Here is an 18460-nt window from a genome sequence, read left to right on the forward strand (position 1 = left end):
TAATCGTTATTTACCCTAATTATTTGTTAAATATATATACAGCAAGTGTTATAGTAGTTATATATCCACGTAAATATATTCTATATAGTTATAAGAGAATAACTATTAGCAATATAGAGCTGATACAAACTACAAAAAACATTCGTATATAAATTACAATTTAGGGACAGTGCTGATATGAAACTACAGCAATTACGTTATATCGTAGAAGTGGTTAATCACAACCTGAATGTCTCTTCTACGGCCGAAGGATTGTATACCTCTCAACCAGGGATCAGCAAACAGGTAAGGATGCTTGAAGATGAGCTGGGTATTCAAATATTTGCACGCAGTGGTAAACATCTGACACACGTTACACCGGCTGGTGAGGAAATCGTTCGTATTTCACGTGAAGTCCTGTCAAAAATTGATTCGATTCGCTCAGTTGCCAGTGAACACACCTACCCGGATCGTGGGTCTTTGTATATTGCTACAACACACACACAGGCAAGGTATGCTTTACCGCCGGTCATTAAAGGGTTTATTGAACGTTATCCTAATGTTTCCCTTCATATGCATCAGGGGTCACCAACTCAAATTGCAGAAGAAGTCTGTAAAGGGAACAGTGATTTTGCAATAGCCACTGAAGCGCTTCATCTTTATAGTGATCTTATCATGCTGCCTTGCTATCACTGGAATCGCTCAGTTGTTGTCACTAAAGATCATCCATTGGCGGCAAGGCAGAATGTAACAATTGAAGAATTGGCAGAATACCCGATTGTGACCTACACATTTGGTTTCACAGGACGTTCAGAGCTGGATGTCGCTTTTGACCGTGCCGGGCTTAAGCCTAAAATTGTATTCACCGCGACAGATGCCGATGTGATTAAGACCTATGTGCGTTTGGGACTGGGGGTCGGGGTTATTGCAAGCATGGCGGTAGAGCCGGTTCAGGATAGTGATCTGGTTCGAATCGATATGCGTGATAAGTTCAGCTATAGCACAACTAAGATTGGCTTCCGTCGCAGTAGCTTCTTGCGTAGTTATATGTATGATTTCATCTGGCGTTTTGCGCCTCATCTAACCCGTAATGTAGTGGATCAGGCGATTGCTCTACGGTCTAATGAAGAGATTGAAGAGATGTTTAAAGATATTGAATTACCAATTGTTTAATTGTGATATAAGAACATAAGCAAGAGAAACCGAGGGAATAACTGAAGTTATTTCCTCGGTTTTTTACATTTGGTTGATGGATTATTTTACTTGCGATGGTTTTTATTTGCGATCTCATATTCTGGCAGTATCATTAATAAAATCACCTGTTGATTTGTTTTATATGAGGTCATAGAAGACGGATTGTTATTTCCCTGTGCCGATATTATGCTTTTCCATATAATCAGCAAGTTCTTTATTGTCTGGCATTTTACTTTTACTCAGAGCTGTAAACACGCCTTTTTGATCGCCCTGATTTTTATGCTGACCGAGCTTTTCCTTTGCATGTATTTCTGTGATAACGATTTTGAATCCGACAATTGCCTGACGTTGTTTATTAACATACTCCTCCGGCATTAACTCAGTATTATTCATTAACCCCGGTTCGTATTTATTAACTAAATCTTCTAAGGCTGATTGAGTTTCAAGATTGTTTAAAAATTTTGTGACACCGTAACAATGAACTGCGGTGTAATTCCAGGTTGGCACAGCCTGCTCAGATTCATACCAAGTAGGCGAAATGTAGGCATGTGGCCCGGTAAAAACGACCAGAACTCGCTGGTTATCCAGTTCTTTCCAGTGTGAATTAGCTTTAGATATATGACCGTACAGCGTACCATGTTCCCCTTCATCGGGATTGAGCACTAAGGGAAGATGTGTTCCGGTTAAAGAGGGTGAAACCAGCAATCCAAAGCTATAAGCAGAAATAAACTGAGTAATATCTTCTCTGTCTTTCATTTGCATTTTACGAGGTGTATGCATGTTTATCACTCCGATAACAATAAATTTAACTGGTTTCAGAATAACGCTGAGATAAGGATATAACAATAGTGCGTAATTTTATTATTCAAACTAAAATTTAGAATTCTCCGCTAAAAAAGTTATCTGATTTTTCTATTGATTTACGTTTGTTTTTAAGAAGAAAGCGTTCAAAAGCCGCTTTTATTTCTGAATCTTCCAATGCCTGATAATCGAATAATGACACACAGGAAGAATAATTAAATTCAACATTGATTGTTTCATTGGAAGCGCAATTTGATGTTACTTCTGAGTTTGTTCTGTCAAAATCCAGTTTATATAGTTTCAATTTTGGAATATACATTACCTGATTTTCGTTTCCGACAGCTTCAATGACGCTTGCCAGCGTAATTGTTGAATAACGGTCATTATTTTTTTTCAGACCGAGCCTGATCGCATCGCCTTGTTTTTGCAGAAATTGAGAAAAACTCTTCATGCCCGGAGAATTGGCATTCACAACAATATCCATAATCAACTGCAATAAATTGGTTGCGATAGAAAACCCTTTCATAACATGTTGATATGTTTGATTCTCAATATTTCTGACACTTATTAATGGCAATTTTCCCATAATATCGCCCCAGAATTGGACATCTGTTCTGTACTGTCGGCCACGGGTATCGGAATATCTGATGATATAATCAGTAGCAATGGAGGAAAGCGCTATCTGAATTTTCTTTATTTCATCCATTTTTCCTATAATTCTTGATTTATCATTTAGTTGAGATGCAATAACAAATTGAACCAAGCCATCAGTGTCGCTGAATTTGTGATCAGAGAGCATGAAACGATCTTCAATATCATGATAGAAAAATTGTTCAGCCTGCTTGATCTGATTTAAATAATTTTCACGCTTAATAATTATTTCATTATCCATAATTCACCTTCCAATAGTTAATAAACAATAATAGGGTAATGGTGTTATTTGAGGCACTGAATATCAGTTCCGGCAATCAATAGAACATATCTATTTTGTGGGTGTCATCACTAAAATTTATCAATAAGTGAGGAATTACAGCGGGTTGGCAAGATATGTGAAAGCCGGGTAACAATTATCGACTAGTATGTTATGTTTAATTATAAATATCCGTTGTTTTTCAAATTGAAATTCATAGGGTATAGCTGGTCATAAATATAAAAATGGAGGAGTTATGTCGTCTAGATTAAAAACGGACTGTGCTTCAACACTTTCCATTAGCAGTACATCTTCTGGCAGTAAGACCTACCATTATTACAGTTTGCCTCTGTTATCCGAGCAACTGGGTGAAATATCCCGCCTTCCGAAATCCCTGAAAGTCCTGCTTGAAAACCTTCTGCGTAATATCGATGGTGATTCTGTTGTTGAAGATGACCTGAAAGCACTGGTAGCGTGGCAAAAAAGTGGTCATGCTGAGCGGGAAATTGCCTATCGTCCCGCCCGTGTATTAATGCAGGATTTTACCGGTGTGCCTGCTGTTGTGGATCTTGCTGCAATGAGAGAGGCAGTTTTAAGGCTTGGCGGAAATGCAGAGCAGGTGAACCCTTTATCACCGGTCGATCTGGTGATTGACCACTCTGTCATGGTGGATAAATTCGGCACTGAACAGGCGTTTGAAGAGAATGTTCAGATCGAGATGGAACGTAACTATGAACGCTATTTATTCTTACGCTGGGGGCAGAAAGCCTTCAATCGTTTCCGTGTTGTTCCTCCCGGAACGGGTATCTGCCATCAGGTTAACCTTGAATATTTAGGTAAGACGGTTTGGTATGAAAATCGTGACGGAAGGGATTTTGCCTACCCGGACACATTGGTTGGCACCGATTCCCATACCACGATGATTAATGGCCTAGGTGTGCTTGGGTGGGGCGTCGGTGGAATCGAAGCTGAAGCCGCGATGCTGGGGCAGCCAATTTCTATGCTGATCCCGGATGTGGTTGGTTTTAAGCTGACAGGAAAATTGCGCGAAGGGATTACCGCGACTGACCTCGTTCTGACTGTCACACAAATGCTGCGTAAACACGGTGTTGTCGGCAAATTTGTTGAATTCTACGGTGATGGTCTGGCTGATTTACCATTGGCTGATAGGGCAACGATTGCCAATATGTCACCGGAATATGGGGCAACCTGTGGTTTCTTCCCTGTCGATGATATTACCCTGAGTTATATGCGGTTAACCGGACGCAGTGAAGATGAAATTGCACTGGTTGAGGCTTATAGTAAACAGCAAGGGTTGTGGCGCCATGCCGGGGATGAACCCATTTTCACCAGCAATCTTGAACTGGATATGTTTACGGTAGAAGCCAGTCTGGCAGGACCAAAACGGCCACAGGACAGAGTCACATTAGGTGATGTTCCGCATGCTTTCCAGTCCGCGATGGAACTGGATATCAACAGAAAGCAGAGTTTGAAACCTTCTCCCCCTATCACTATAGGCAATGATACGTTTTCTTTACAGGAAGGAGCCGTAGTCATTGCTGCTATTACCTCCTGTACCAATACTTCAAACCCCAGTGTATTGATGACAGCAGGTTTACTTGCCAAAAAAGCGGTTGAAAAGGGGTTACAGAGACAACCGTGGGTTAAAACATCACTGGCTCCGGGTTCTAAAGTGGTAACGGAATACCTGAAGCTGGCGGGGTTCATGCCCTATCTTGAAGAATTAGGTTTTAATCTGGTGGGATACGGCTGTACCACTTGCATTGGCAACTCCGGGCCGTTGCAGGAAGAAATTGAGGCTGCGATTAAACAGTCTGATTTGACTGTCGGAGCCGTACTTTCCGGTAACCGGAACTTTGAAGGTCGAATTCATCCACTGGTCAAAACTAACTGGCTTGCTTCCCCGCCATTGGTAGTCGCTTATGCGCTTTCTGGCAGTATGAAGCGGGATCTGACCAGTGAGCCGATAGGGCAGGATCAACAAGGGGGTGATATCTATCTGAAAGATATCTGGCCGAGTAGTCGGGAAGTTGCGGAAGCCGTGGAAAAAGTCAGAACAGAGATGTTCCATAAAGAATATAGTGCAGTTTTTGATGGTGATGAAAACTGGCAGGCGCTGGAAGTTGAAAGTTCGGCAACGTACCTCTGGCAGCCGGATTCAACCTATATTCGTCTTCCGCCTTTCTTCAGCCATATGACACCAGAACCCGAGCCGGTGACTGATATCCATCAGGCAAATATTCTGGCCATTCTGGGTGATTCAGTAACAACAGACCACATTTCTCCCGCTGGGAATATCAAGGCAGACAGTCCGGCTGGGCGATATTTACAGGAACACGGAGTTGCTCCGAAAGATTTTAACTCGTATGGTTCAAGACGGGGAAATCACGAAGTTATGATGCGTGGCACATTTGCGAATATCCGTATTCGTAATGAAATGGTGCCCGGTATTGAAGGGGGATATACGCGTCATATCCCGTCACAAAACCAACTGGCTATTTATGATGCCGCCATGCGTTATCAGGAAGAGAAAAAGCCGCTGGCCATTATTGCCGGTAAAGAATATGGCTCCGGCTCCAGTCGTGACTGGGCAGCCAAAGGAACCAGTTTATTGGGAGTGAGGGTGGTTATTGCGGAATCTTTTGAGCGAATTCACCGCTCTAACCTGATCGGCATGGGAGTATTACCGCTGGAATTTCCACAGGGAATCACTCGTAAAATCCTTAACCTGAAAGGGGATGAATCCATTGATATTCGCGGATTAAGTGATATCAAACCCGGGCAGATTATTGTAGTGAAAATCACTTACGCCAATGGGGAAGAAACGCTGGTTAATGCTCATTGCCGTATTGATACCAATACCGAGCTGGCCTATTTCTATAATGGTGGCATATTGCATTATGTTATCCGCAATATGTTGAAGTAAACGCGTTAAAAATAAACGAAACTGAAATGAAAAACTGCGCCCACACCGACGCAGTTTTTATTTTCTTTTCTGTAAAAAAGATATTAGCTGGATTTGGACAGCAGATGCCCCATCAGGCGTGCTTTTGTATCGAGATAATAAGCATTATTAGGATTACGTCCTACAATCAGCGGTACTCGCTCGACAATGTTAATACCCGCTCCGGCCATAATTTCCACTTTTTGCGGATTATTTGTCAGAAGACGGATAGCATGCACACCCAATAATTTATACATGTCTGAACACAGAGTGAAATCTCGCTCATCGGCAGCAAAACCTAACTGGTGGTTCGCTTCGACAGTATCAACACCTTGATCCTGTAATGCATAAGCTCGAATTTTATTCAGCAGACCAATATTGCGGCCTTCCTGGCGGTGATACAGCAGAACCCCCCGGCCTTCCTGACTGATTTGTGACAGAGCAGCTTCGAGCTGAAAACCACAGTCGCACCTTAAGCTAAATAAAGCATCTCCGGTCAGGCACTCTGAATGGATACGGGATAAAACCGGCTCATTACCTGAAATGTCACCATACACAAGGGCAACATGGTCACGGCCTGTTTCTATCTCTTCAAATCCGATCATCAGAAACTCGCCCCAGGGAGTAGGCAGTTTGGCTTCAGCTATTCGTGTTAGCTGTATGTTTGTATTCATATGTTGATTTAGCTCGTTACAATGACAATATTGTGATACTCAGAACAATACCAGTTTGGAAATCAGCTAAAACTACGCAAAAATTTTCTCTGATTACAGCGCATGTACGCATCGCGAGTATAACAGAAATTATGCTTACGTCCGTAGATAAAGATATACCGGATTTTCGGATAAAGCACAGGAGAGAGTGTTCCCGTTTGCAATAATATTAACATGCTAAACTGTAAACATATTTTTGTAGACATATCGGGTGTCTGTATACCGGTAAAAACCCATATATAGTGATACATATAGTTATTTGCTTTATTCAGAATACTTGTTCAACTGAAAACAATGACTGAATTACAGGCAACAAAGTAGAATATTGTCACAAAAAGGGTGAAATATTGGTTTAGTACAATAAAATACTTCCTTTGCGTGGATGAGAAATGCTAATTTAGCAAGCCGCCATATCTGTTATTTGGCATATCAATCAGCAACAACCCATTGATAACAGGAAACAATGTGAAATATTTTCTGATCTTATTGCTGGCATTGGTTGTTTTTGTTATCTCAGTGACACTGGGAGCAAATAATAATCAAGTAGTAACCTTCAATTATTTGATTGCTAAAGGTGATTATTCTATATCCACTTTGCTGGCATCGTTGTTTGCTATCGGTTTTGCACTTGGGTGGGGAATTTGTGGAGGGTTCTATTTGCGTGCCAGCATGTCGTTAAAACGCGCGAAACGTAAAATTACGCGTTTAGAGACCCAGTTGGAGCAGCCAGTTGAACTATCTACAAAAACTGCATCTCCAGCCTCAGTGATTCTGGACAAGGAATAATCCTCCATGTTAGAGCTGTTGTTTCTGTTACTTCCTATTGCCGCCGCGTATGGCTGGTATATGGGGCGCAGAAGTGCTCAACAAGATAAGCAACAATCGGCAGATCGTCTGTCGCGTGAATATGTTGATGGGGTTAATTTTTTACTTTCTAATCAACAGGACAAGGCTGTCGATCTGTTTCTCGATATGTTAAAAGAGGATAGTTCCGCATTTGAAGCACATTTAACGCTGGGAAATTTGTTCCGCTCCCGTGGCGAAGTTGAAAGAGCTATTCGTATTCACCAATCCCTCATGGAAAGTGCCTCCCTGACATTTGAACAGCGTCTACTGGCGACCCAGCAGCTCGGCAGAGATTACATGGCAGCCGGGTTGTATGATCGGGCAGAAAACATGTTTGTTCAGTTAGTGAGTGAAAAGGATTTTCGCGAGAGTGCACTTAATTCTTTGTTGACCATCTATCAATCAACCAGTGACTGGAGTAAGGCCATTGATGTGGCGGAAAAACTGGTCAAGCTGGGTAAGCAACAGTTTCGGCAAGAAATCGCCCATTTTTATTGTGAGTTAGCGCTACAGGGCATGGGAGAAGACGATTTCAGTGATGCTATAGGGCATTTGAACAAGGCCGCTCAGGCCAATAAAAATTGCGCCCGTGTATCGATTATGTTTGGCCGTATTTATATGGCGCAAAAAGAATATATCAAAGCAACTGAGGTGCTGAAGCGTATTCTTGAGCAGGATAAACAACTGGTCAGCGAAGTCTTGCCGATGTTACAGGAATGCTATCTGGAACTGGCTCAGCCAGAAGAGTGGGAAGCATTTATCCGGCGTTGTGTAGAAGAAAATTGTGGCTCAATTGCAGAGATCCATCTGGCCGATATTGTTGAGCAAAAAGAAGGGCGCGATACAGCCCAGATTTACATTAACCGACAACTGGAACGCCATCCTACGATGCGTCTTTTTTATCGCCTGATGAATTACCATCTGGCTGACGCAGAAGAAGGGCGGGCCAAAGAAAGTTTGCTCCTTTTACGCAACATGGTGGGTGAACAAATCCGAACTAAGCCAGATTATAGATGCCATAAGTGTGGCTTTACTTCTCGTTCAATTTATTGGCATTGTCCTTCATGTCGTTCATGGGACACCATTAAACCTATTCGTGGCTTAGATGGGCAGTGACAACGTCACGTTATTGGTGGCATATTTTCATTTATCACATTTTCATTCTCGAAATAAATTCACTATTAAATTAAAGGCCGAAAAATGACATCCCATACAGGTCAAGTTTTAAGTAAACAAATTAAATCACCCATTGTGGTTGCGTTGGATTATGACAACCAAGATGCAGCACTGGCATTTGTCGATAAGATTGACCCGCAATCTTGTCGCCTGAAAGTGGGTAAAGAGATGTTTACATTGAATGGCCCACAATTTATCCGTGTGTTGCACCAGCGTGGTTTTGACGTATTTTTGGATCTTAAATTTCATGATATTCCTAACACAACAGCAAGAGCTGTAGCCGCAGCGGCAGAGTTGGGTGTCTGGATGGTCAATGTTCATGCCAGTGGCGGAGAAAGAATGATGACCGCCGCTAAAGAAATTTTATTACCTTATGGTAATGATGCCCCATTGTTGATTGCAGTAACTGTTCTGACCAGCATGGAACAGTCAGATTTGTCAGGTATTGGAATTGATCTGACACCGGCTCAATACGCTGAGCGTCTGGCGAAACTGACCAAACAGTGTGGTTTGGATGGTGTGGTTTGTTCGGCTCATGAAGCACAACAACTGAAAGCAGTGTGTGGTCAGGAATTCAAACTTATTACACCGGGTATCCGCCCTGAAGGTTCGGATGCAGGGGATCAGCGCCGTATCATGACGCCACCGCAGGCAATTCAGGCTGGTGTGGATTATATGGTGATCGGGCGTCCGATTACGCGTGCAGAAAATCCGGCATTGGCATTACAACAAATTAATCAATCTATCGGGATCGTTCATGGGTAATAATTCGCGTCTGGTTTATTCGACAGATATGGGCCGCATTCATGAGGAAAAAGCACCACCGGCTCGCCCTAAAGGTGATGGTATTGTGCGTATCCAACGTCAGACCAGCGGACGCAAAGGCAAGGGAGTTTGTGTTATCACAGGAATTGATGCTGATGACCAGACTATTGCTAAACTGGCCGCCGAATTGAAGAAAAAATGTGGTTGTGGTGGTTCAGTCAAGGATGGAGAGATTGAAATTCAGGGCGATAAACGGGACCTGCTGAAACAGTTGCTGGAAGCTAAGGGCATGAAAGTCAAACTGGCTGGTGGCTGATTTAGATCTCCTTTCTCTTTATCTATCTTCACAAGCTATGCAATACAGCAGACTCATAGCATAGCTTGTGATCATAATTTTCTGATTATAAATAATACTTGTCGCAGGATTTTATTCAGCCTGAATCATTATGCGGGTTGCTTCTGCCAGTATATCAGGCCGGGCTTTGGCATTTTTATCGCCGGGTTGAGTGAAATAAGTTACCAGTACGAATGGTGCTCTATTTTCTGTCGGCCAGATGACGGCAATATCGTTAGTTGAGCCATAATCACAACGACCGGTTTTATCCCCGACTACCCAGTTTTTTGGCAAACCGGCCCGAATACTGGCATTACCTGTGGTATTTCCTTGCAGCCACTCCACCAATTGTGCCCGTTGATTTGTTGCTAAGGCATCACCTAAAGCCAGTTTGTATAGACTTTCTGCCATAGCCTGAGGTGAAGATGTATCACGTTTATCACCCGGCTGAACCAGATTTAACTCTGGTTCTTTACGATCCAGCCGAAATATATTGTCACCGAGAGTTCGGGCAAAAGTCGTTACACTTTCAGGGCCATCTAGCTGGTTAAGCAGTAGGTTCATGGCAGTATTATCACTGTATTGCAAAGTTGCGGCACTCAGTTCTGTCAGTGTCATACCATCTTCAATATGTTTCTCAGTGATCGGGCTATATTCAACTAAATCGGCTTGTTTGTAATGAACACGTTGGTTTAATAATTTTTCATCTGTTTCGCTTTTTTTCAATAGAGCAGAAACGGCCATTAATTTACTGGTGCTACATAATGGAAAGCGCTCATTGGCACGATAGCCGATAATTGAATGGTCTGCGGTATTGATCAAGGCTACCCCGAGATGCCCATTGGCACTTTTTTCTAAAGCAGTAAGCTGATGAACCATTTGTTCCTGCTGAATGTCACTGGCTGATGCCTGAGAAGGGAATGCTATCAGGGTAGTCAGCAAAGGTAAAAATGTGACTGTACTATGAATGAATTTAGGCATGAACTTGGGTATGAGCTTTTGTGTAGGGAATTTCATATAAGAATTGAACGGTGATTTAATCTTTGTTTTGAAACTGCCGCGTATAATAGCGGCAGTGTGTTTATTGTTCTGGAAATCCCCGTTGTATTGAGTACATCCTGTTGTGTTGAAACTATTAGCTAACAGGGCGCGCTACAATATTACGGGTTTCCATTCTGACTTCTTCAAGGCGCACGTCGATAATATCGTTCAGACGGTAAACAGCTTCACCTTTAATCAGGACAGAACCGGTTTCCTGACTGCATTGAAGTTCATCACGAACGGAATGCAGGAATGGCCCCGGAACAAACGCAATTGCACCATTGTCAACCAGACGAACACGCAGGCCACCACGAGTGATATCAATAATCTCAGCGGCAAAGATTTTATCTGTACCGGCATGAGGCTTAAGATAACGGGCATAAAGCCAGTCACCAACATCGCGTTCAGCCATCCGGTTTGCGCGACGGCGCTCGGATAATTGCAGACAGACTTCTTCAGCCGGTTTTTCTGCTTCAGTTTGTTCAATGACAGCTTTCAATAAACGGTGATTGATAATATCGCTGTACTTACGGATAGGGGATGTCCATGTGGCATAAGCATCAAAGCCTAAGCCAAAGTGTGGGCCCGGTTCAGATTTGATTTCTGCAAAGGTCTGGAAACGACGGATGCGGCTATCTAAGAACTGAGTTGGTTGATTATCCAGCTCACGGCGTAACTCACAAAATCCTTCCAGCCCAACAAGTGCTTCCGGGCAGGTTTCAATATTGTGTTCCTTGAGTACTTCTACAACCTGTTCAATCTGTGTTGGTTCAAAGCCGGTATGAACGTTATAAATACCGAAGCCTAATTTATCGCGAAGAATTTTCGCTGCACAGAGGTTAGCTGCAATCATTGCTTCTTCAACAATGCGGTTTGCAGTGCGGCGCTGTTCAGTGACAATATCAGTGACATTCCCACCTTCATCCAGAATGAAGCGATAATCAGGGCGATCTTTAAATACCAGAGCGTGCTCTTGGCGCCAGTTATTACGGCGTTCACACATCTCTTTCAACAACGTAATCTGTTCGGTAACAGCGTCTGAACCCGGTTTCCAGCCTTCCTGACCTTCCAGCCAGTCAGAAATTTCGTCATAAACCAGTTTGAATTTCGATTCGACCCAAGCGGCAAAAAATTGAATGTCATCACCTAGCTGCCCGTCTTCCAGAATGGAAACCTGACAAACCAGCGCAGGGCGGCGGGCATTCGGGCGCAATGAACATAAATCATCAGAAAGTTCGCGGGGCAGCATCGGAATATTGAAGCCCGGCAGATAGTTGGTAAAACTGCGCTGGTAAGCAATTTTGTCCAGATCGCTGCCAGCCTTGATATAAGCGGTCGGATCGGCAATGGCAATAGACAGTTTCAGACTGCCGTCATCATTCTTGACAATATGCAACGCATCATCCATATCTTCAGTCGTTGCACTGTCAATAGTGACAAAGTCAAGGGAGGTCAGATCGATACGTTCGAGAGAGCTATCATCCATCTGGCAATCTGTCATTGATGGAGCTTCACGTTCCAGACTATGGCGCGTAAGAGTAACCCACCACGGAGCAAAATGATCATCACCTCGCGTAATATAGCCGGTGATTTCAGCATGGAATCCGCGATCACCTTTCAATGGATGACGGCGCATTTCCGCAACGGCCCAGTCGCCGTGTTCAAAATTGTGGGTTACTTGGCTGGTTGGTCGGCATGGAATGGTATCTTTTAACAATGGATGGTCGGGAATAATCCACATCCGGTTGTCATTTTCTTTTCTCTGAACCCGACCAACAAAGCGGGTCAGGAATGGTTCAATCAGTTCTTCCGGTTCAGCGACCTCTTTTTCTTTATCGGTATGAATAGCGGCAGTGACACGATCGCCATGCATCACTTTTTTCATATAGGGAGGAGGAATAAAGTAACTTTTTTGACCATCGACTTCTAAAAAGCCGAAGCCTTTTTCGGTTCCTTTGACTAAACCTTCTACACGCAAGGTTTGAGAATGAAGTTGCTGTTTTAGCTGAGCAAGCAGCGGATTGTTTTGAAACATAATAATCAGGCGAGTTATGGAGTTATTATCGATAATTTGGGTAATAGTTTTACGCGAATCGACGGTATCGAGCAAGTAACATCTTATCAAAACACGAAAAAGTATCAGGGGAGAGTGATATTTATACAGATTAAGGAAAATCATCCAGTAACAATAATAATATAAGATTAGGTTCTGGATGTTCACCTAAAGGTTAGCCATATATTTAATATCGGATGAATATAGTTGTTTATTTAAATATTTCATTAGATTCAATCAAATATTGTTAATTAAATGTTTATAAATGTTATTTGGTTGGATTATATTGTCGTGTAAATTCATGGTTGATAATAAACGAAAGTATATTTCTTTTTTTATCACATCTGGTGTCTTCTTCAATGTGTTGATTTTTTTATTTTTTATATAAAAACAATCGTTAGTAATATGCGATTAAAATAAATATAGCACTTAAATTGATGGGGCTTTAAAAAGAGACAGGCATGGATACTTTTCAATTTTATTATCAGTGGGAATTGGATTATTTACAGCAAATTGAAAAATTAGCCAGTAATGAAAAGCCGCATTTGGCAGAAGTTATTAATGGATACGATCCTGATATTGAGAGACTGAATCAGGGTTTTGCTGTATTAATGGCTCGTTTACACCAAAAAGTAGATGATGCTTTTCCTGAAATTACGTTACCTTTGCTACAGCAATTAAAAATATTACCGGTAAAAGGTATTCCTGCAACCAGTGTTGTCCAGTTCTGTGGAATAGAAGGTATTGAACCTACCTGTATATTACCTCGAGGTGTAAAGGTCTTATCAAACTCAGGCGTAACATTTGTGACAGGCAGGAAATGTAATATCGAGCCTTTAATATTGGTGGCGCGGGATATTAACTATCAGGCTGAAACCAGCAGTATTACCCTGACTTTCCAATATACTGGCAAAGATGATTACTGGCCTATTCGTCCGATTAATTTATTTCTCAGTCCTGATGAAGCTGTTGCTGACACCTTGATGCTTACTCTGTGTCGCAATTTACGTAGTGCGGTACTAAACCATAATGGGTTGAGTTATCCGGTTGAACCGCTTTGGTTTGAACCTTTGTCTGGTACTTCCCGTCTGATACTGCCAGCTCCAGAGTTAAAAGCAGGAAATTGGGCACCTCAAATGCTGATGGAATCACTTTACCTGCCACATGTTCACCATTTTCTGACCTTATCACTGCCCACCGTGATGTGCAGCCGGTTATCCATGAAAGAAACCCGGCAATTCAGCATCACATTGAAGCTTGATGAGGTATTGCCGCTGACTGAAACACAATTGGCAGATTCTTTTCATCTCCATTGTGTCCCTGTAGTAAACCTTGATCGTGAATCGAAAATCACACTTCCTTTTGCGCCGGATACCGCCCGTTACCCACTGCCTTTGTCATTAGGGCAGGGGATCTTACATATAACGGAACTTCAACTAAAAGATGAACCGGGTAAGGCGCGGGGAAAACGAATTCAGTTTTTACCAATAGGCCAGTTTACCCATTTTTTTCGTGGTGCAGATGAAGAAACCTGGTTTTATGCACTGGATGTTACCCGTGATGCATTCGGGCGTCTGGAGTATGCACTGGTGTTTTATGACAGCTACGCCCGTTTGATGGAACAGCCACCAGAGGAAGAATTCACCTGTCATTTAGTCACATTTGATACCGCTTTACCGGCACTTATGGCAGGGGATATTTGCCTCACAGATGAAGATATTCCTGATGGATTGCAAGCCAGAAACCTGACACCTGCCTCTTCTGCTTACCCCCCTGTGACAGATTGCTCCCGATACTGGGGAATGCTGTCACACCATGCTGCCAATGGTTTCTGGCTGAATTCAGTCTCTGCCCTTAAACAATTGCTGTTGGATTACGATTTTTACGCGGATTTGGATCGCAATACGCACCGTGATACCCGACGTATGACGGCGGGTATTTTGGATATTCAATCTGTTCCCGGTGACTGGCTTATTCGTGGAATCCCTCATCGCTGTGTTCATGTTGAACTGAGACTGGATGAATCAGCTTACATCAGTCGGGGAGAACTATTCCGGTTTGCTAATGCTCTGTATCAGTTCTTACCGTTTTGCCTTAGTGAAGATATGCGTATTCGCATGACCGTGATCGGGCAGAACTCCAACATCCGATGGCTTTTATCCCCTTGTCCGCTGCAAGGATATCGTCCAATTATGTAAGGAGGTGCAAATGGATGGGCTAGTGTTTACCTGTCAGATAGGTGCTTTATCAGTTACAACTTTTCAGGTTGTGAATTTCAACTTGCAGGAAGGGTTATCACAGCTTTATCACTTGTCACTGACGGTGGTCAGCTCCCTCGACAGTGTTGTGCTTAATGACCAGTTGGGAACGTATGCCTCTTTAACCGTTACCCGCAATGGAAAAATGGAGCGCAAAGTTAACGGTATTGTTGCAGGTGCTGCGCAGGGCAATACCAACGGAAGACAAACTTATTACACCTTTATTATCCGGCCAGAAATGTGGCGGATGACACTCCATCAGGACAGTCGCCTGTTCCAGCGTCAATCGGTACCGGATATTCTCAAAAAATTGCTGAAAGAGCACCGTGTTAAGTCGGACAGTAAATTCTATGAAGACGGTAATCTTCATCCGGTACGGGAATACACTACACAAAAGCGTGAATCAGACTACGATTTTTGGTGCCGATTGGCGGCGGAAGAGGGAATTGCGTTCTGGTTTGAAGAAGAGCAGCTCTTTTTTAGTGACTCCCATTTAGGCATGACGGCGGATCTTAATCTGACTTACAACGCCCAACCCAATACCGATGACAAAGATACCACAGCATGGCAGTGGCAGTACGGGGAGTACCTCTGCCCGGATGAATATATCCACAAAGATTACAACTGGCTGCGGCCTTCTCAGCCTTTGCAGACTGAGGCTCAATTGCCTCAGGGCGGGCGCCATTCCGTATTTGAAAGTTATGGTCGTTTCCCGTGGAGTAAAGAAGGGAAGCCACTGGGCGAAATTCGTCTTAAACAGCTTAATAACGAAAGTAAACAGGGTTCAGCACAGACTAACTGCATTCAGTTGCGACCCGGTAAAATCTTTACCCTGAAATCTCATCCGATTGTGGCCATGAATAATCGCTGGCAGGTGGTTACTGTTACGCATTCTGGCTCTCAGCCACAGGCAGCAGGTATTGCAGGCGAAGGCACAACCCTGACCAATAATATTACCTTTATTCCGGGAAAAGACGACTGGCGTCCGCCATACCGTTATAAGCCGTTGGCGGATGGTGATGAATTGGCAACGGTGGTAGGGCCGCCGGGCGAGGAAATTTTTGTCAATGAACACGGTGCCATTAAAGTGCATTTCCACTGGAACCGGCACGATGAAGCCGGAGATAACTCCTCCTGCTGGGTTCGTGTGGCTCAGGGCTGGAACGGCAATGGGTTCGGTTTTATGGCGATCCCCCGCATCGGTCAGGAAGTAATTATTTCCTACCTTAATGGTGATATTGACCGTCCCATTGTGACCGGCTGCAACTATAACGGCCGTAATCGGCCTCCGCTCAATTTACCGGCAGAGAAAACCCGTACCACGTTTAAAACGCGCACTCATAAAGGGGAAGGGTTTAACGAACTGCGCTTTGAAGATGCCAAAGGCAGTGAAGAAGTATTTATCCACGCGCAGAAGGATATGAACACCAAGGTGCTGAATAACCGCACTACGCAGGTGCTGGGTAATCACACCGAAAAGATTAATGGCAATAAAGCCGTTACCGTGCAAAAGAGCAAACAGGAAATGGTACTGCTCAGCAGTGTTAAAACTGTCGGGCTTGCCAGGGTACTGAAAGTCGGGGCGACTTATACCATTTCTGTCGGGGCCAATATGAATACCTCTGTTTCCGCTAACCAAAACGAAAGCGTGGGTCTGATGAAGAAAATTTCTGTGGGGCAAAACCTGTCCATTTCAGCCGGTAAAGTTATTGAGTTGAAATGCGGTAACAGCACCTTGCGTATGGACAGTAAAGGCAGAATTACCATCAAAGGGAAAGAGTTTCTGTTCGAAGCCAGCGGCCCTGTGCAAATTAGTGGCAAAGACATTGATTTGAACTGAGGAGACAGAACGATGGAATTCAAAAATCTTACGCCCTTTTCAGTGATGAACTACCGGATGCTGGATACCGGAGATCAGGAATACGATGTTATTGCTATGAAAGTCGGCTATCAGTTACTGCCTGCGGGTAAGGGCGAATATCTGGCTGAGCTGCTCCCGATAATATCTCTGTGTGTGCAGGATCAATACCGGGGAGAGTTAAATGTTTCGCAGGTATTACAGGAAAGTGATCTGGCGCCGTTTAAGCCTAAATGTGACGTGATTGTCAATGGTACGGCTTATGCGCCGGAAGGTAAGCCTTGCACCTCTTTTCCTGTTCGCCTGTCAGTCACTGATGCCAATGGTGGGACGCTGCTGGATAAAACACTGAATATCACGGGCGAGCGGGAGTTTTTCCGCACCGATAATGGGCAGTGGCATCTTTCAGACCCCAAACCATTTACTCGTTTATCCCTTGATCACACTTATACCTTTGGCGGGGAATGCCGGATTGAAGCTGATGATAAGAAAGCAGCCGAAGCGCTGGCAGAAGAAGATAAACTCACTCCCGAACAGCTCAGCCAACATCCCGATGGTGATAAAGCACCCATTGCCCACGCCGTTTGGGAATATAATCCTATCGGAACGGGGTTTGTTTTACCGTGGTATGCACGAGCCAAAAACTTACCCCGTTATCCGGCACCGCGCATTACCCATCCCAATGATCCGATAACTGTACAGTATTTTGCTGCAATGCTGGCAGGCTCGCTTTCAGCCACAGAACCCGCCAGCCAGCCACAAGGGATGGGAATTATCGGCCGGGCGTGGTTACCACGGCGAACATTGGCGGGAACTTATGATCAAACATGGCTGGAACAACGCCATCCTTATCTGCCAGCGGATTTTGATTTCGGCTACTGGAATTGCGCCCCGCAGGATCAACAGATTGACTGGCCTTCTACCGATATTTCACTGCAACTGACCAATCTTACACCGGAAGGTTTTTTGCAAACCCACTTACCGGGGCATCGGCCTTTTATCCTGTTCCGTATGGAGAGTGGCGATCTGTTTCCGGTTCTGATGAACCTTGACACCCTGATTATTGATACCGATGCAATGACACTGGAGTTGACGTTTCGTCTGCATTTCAGCATTGACTTCCCTATCCGGGTGGCGGAAGCACGGTTTGAAATAAACCCCAAATCACCTCTGCTTAAATTTGCACCTGAACAGGAGCAGGCTCATGGCGGATAACTATATTGCCCGAAAAGACAGCCAATGGCTGATTATCAGTCTGGTTCCCGATGTCTGCAAAACCCCGATTGGCCCGGCTACACCGCCAATTCCTTACCCCGTTATCGCCAAACTGGATGATTCCTCTGCTCCGGTCTCATCAGTACGGGCAAACGGGCAGCCGGTGGTGGTATTTGCCCAGAGCTTTGTCCCGCAGACACTGGGGGATGAGGCAGGAACGGCAATGGGGATGAAAAGTGGCACAGTAGGGGGGAAATGTCATCCGAAAGAGCATTCAGAAACAGTGCGGGCGGATGGCAAATTAACGTTACGCCATACGGATAAATTCTGGATGAATGGAGCATAAGGAAAG

Annotated in this window: 15 protein-coding genes; 10 read left to right on the plus strand and 5 right to left on the minus strand. The window is 43.9% G+C overall.

The window, feature by feature from the left end; translation table 11 throughout:
- Positions 1–177 precede the first annotated feature (177 nt).
- Positions 178–1152, plus strand: a complete 975-nt coding sequence (cysB, locus tag Xinn_RS00405; RefSeq protein ID WP_086953240.1) for an HTH-type transcriptional regulator CysB — start codon at positions 178–180, stop codon at positions 1150–1152.
- Positions 1153–1338: 186 nt separating this feature from the next.
- Here the strand turns inward: cysB and Xinn_RS00410 are convergent, their stop codons facing one another.
- Both Xinn_RS00410 and Xinn_RS00415 read right to left on the minus strand, forming a co-directional pair.
- The gene (locus Xinn_RS00410; RefSeq protein ID WP_086953239.1) at positions 1339–1953 is read right to left on the minus strand and encodes an FMN-binding negative transcriptional regulator; all 615 of its coding nucleotides are present in this window, start codon (positions 1951–1953) and stop codon (positions 1339–1341) included.
- A gap of 97 nt (positions 1954–2050) precedes the next feature.
- A complete protein-coding gene (locus tag Xinn_RS00415; RefSeq protein WP_086953238.1) occupies positions 2051–2866 on the minus strand; it encodes a hypothetical protein in 816 nt (271 codons plus the stop codon).
- A gap of 274 nt (positions 2867–3140) precedes the next feature.
- Between Xinn_RS00415 and acnA the strand changes: the two genes are divergently transcribed.
- Positions 3141–5831: an aconitate hydratase AcnA gene (gene acnA / locus Xinn_RS00420; RefSeq protein ID WP_086953237.1), complete on the plus strand. Its 2691-nt coding sequence runs from the start codon at positions 3141–3143 to the stop codon at positions 5829–5831.
- An 83-nt stretch (positions 5832–5914) separates the two neighbouring features.
- Here the strand turns inward: acnA and ribA are convergent, their stop codons facing one another.
- Positions 5915–6511, minus strand: a complete 597-nt coding sequence (ribA, locus tag Xinn_RS00425; RefSeq protein ID WP_086956420.1) for a GTP cyclohydrolase II — start codon at positions 6509–6511, stop codon at positions 5915–5917.
- A 516-nt stretch (positions 6512–7027) separates the two neighbouring features.
- On the opposite strand from ribA, the gene Xinn_RS00430 reads away from it, so the two are divergent.
- The 4 genes from Xinn_RS00430 to yciH all read left to right on the plus strand — a co-directional run bounded on the left by Xinn_RS00430 (position 7028) and on the right by yciH (position 9665).
- The gene (locus tag Xinn_RS00430; protein WP_086953236.1) at positions 7028–7348 is read left to right on the plus strand and encodes a LapA family protein; all 321 of its coding nucleotides are present in this window, start codon (positions 7028–7030) and stop codon (positions 7346–7348) included.
- 6 nt (positions 7349–7354) lie between these two features.
- Complete coding sequence (gene lapB, locus Xinn_RS00435; protein WP_086953235.1) at positions 7355–8524, plus strand: lipopolysaccharide assembly protein LapB; 1170 nt, start codon at positions 7355–7357, stop codon at positions 8522–8524.
- 84 nt (positions 8525–8608) lie between these two features.
- Positions 8609–9349 (plus strand): orotidine-5'-phosphate decarboxylase, encoded by a 741-nt coding sequence (gene pyrF, locus Xinn_RS00440; protein WP_086953234.1) that lies wholly within the window; start codon positions 8609–8611, stop codon positions 9347–9349.
- Entirely contained in the window at positions 9342–9665 is a 324-nt protein-coding gene (yciH, locus tag Xinn_RS00445; protein ID WP_086953233.1) for a stress response translation initiation inhibitor YciH, read from the plus strand. Before pyrF ends, yciH begins: the two co-directional genes overlap by 8 nt.
- A 111-nt stretch (positions 9666–9776) precedes the next feature.
- On the opposite strand, the gene bla is transcribed toward yciH, so the two are convergent.
- The gene (gene bla, locus Xinn_RS00450; protein ID WP_086953232.1) at positions 9777–10664 is read right to left on the minus strand and encodes a class A beta-lactamase; all 888 of its coding nucleotides are present in this window, start codon (positions 10662–10664) and stop codon (positions 9777–9779) included.
- 154 nt (positions 10665–10818) lie between these two features.
- A complete protein-coding gene (locus Xinn_RS00455) occupies positions 10819–12759 on the minus strand; it encodes an exoribonuclease II (RefSeq protein ID WP_086956419.1) in 1941 nt (646 codons plus the stop codon).
- A 479-nt stretch (positions 12760–13238) separates the two neighbouring features.
- Here Xinn_RS00455 and Xinn_RS00460 point away from each other — a divergent pair, with 479 nt between their 5' ends.
- From Xinn_RS00460 to Xinn_RS00475, 4 genes are read left to right on the plus strand one after another with little or no spacing between them, the layout of a single operon-like run.
- On the plus strand, positions 13239–14975 hold the full coding sequence (locus tag Xinn_RS00460; RefSeq protein ID WP_086953231.1) for a type VI secretion system baseplate subunit TssF: 1737 nt from the start codon (positions 13239–13241) through the stop codon (positions 14973–14975).
- A gap of 10 nt (positions 14976–14985) precedes the next feature.
- Positions 14986–16875, plus strand: coding sequence for a type VI secretion system tip protein TssI/VgrG (tssI, locus tag Xinn_RS00465; RefSeq protein ID WP_086953230.1), 1890 nt, complete (start codon positions 14986–14988; stop codon positions 16873–16875).
- A gap of 12 nt (positions 16876–16887) precedes the next feature.
- Positions 16888–18108 (plus strand): DUF2169 family type VI secretion system accessory protein, encoded by a 1221-nt coding sequence (locus tag Xinn_RS00470; protein WP_086953229.1) that lies wholly within the window; start codon positions 16888–16890, stop codon positions 18106–18108.
- A complete protein-coding gene (locus Xinn_RS00475; protein ID WP_086953228.1) occupies positions 18098–18454 on the plus strand; it encodes a DUF4150 domain-containing protein in 357 nt (118 codons plus the stop codon). Before Xinn_RS00470 ends, Xinn_RS00475 begins: the two co-directional genes overlap by 11 nt.
- Positions 18455–18460: the final 6 nt, after the last annotated feature.

This window comes from Xenorhabdus innexi (genome assembly GCF_002632485.1).
Lineage (GTDB): Bacteria > Pseudomonadota > Gammaproteobacteria > Enterobacterales > Enterobacteriaceae > Xenorhabdus > Xenorhabdus innexi.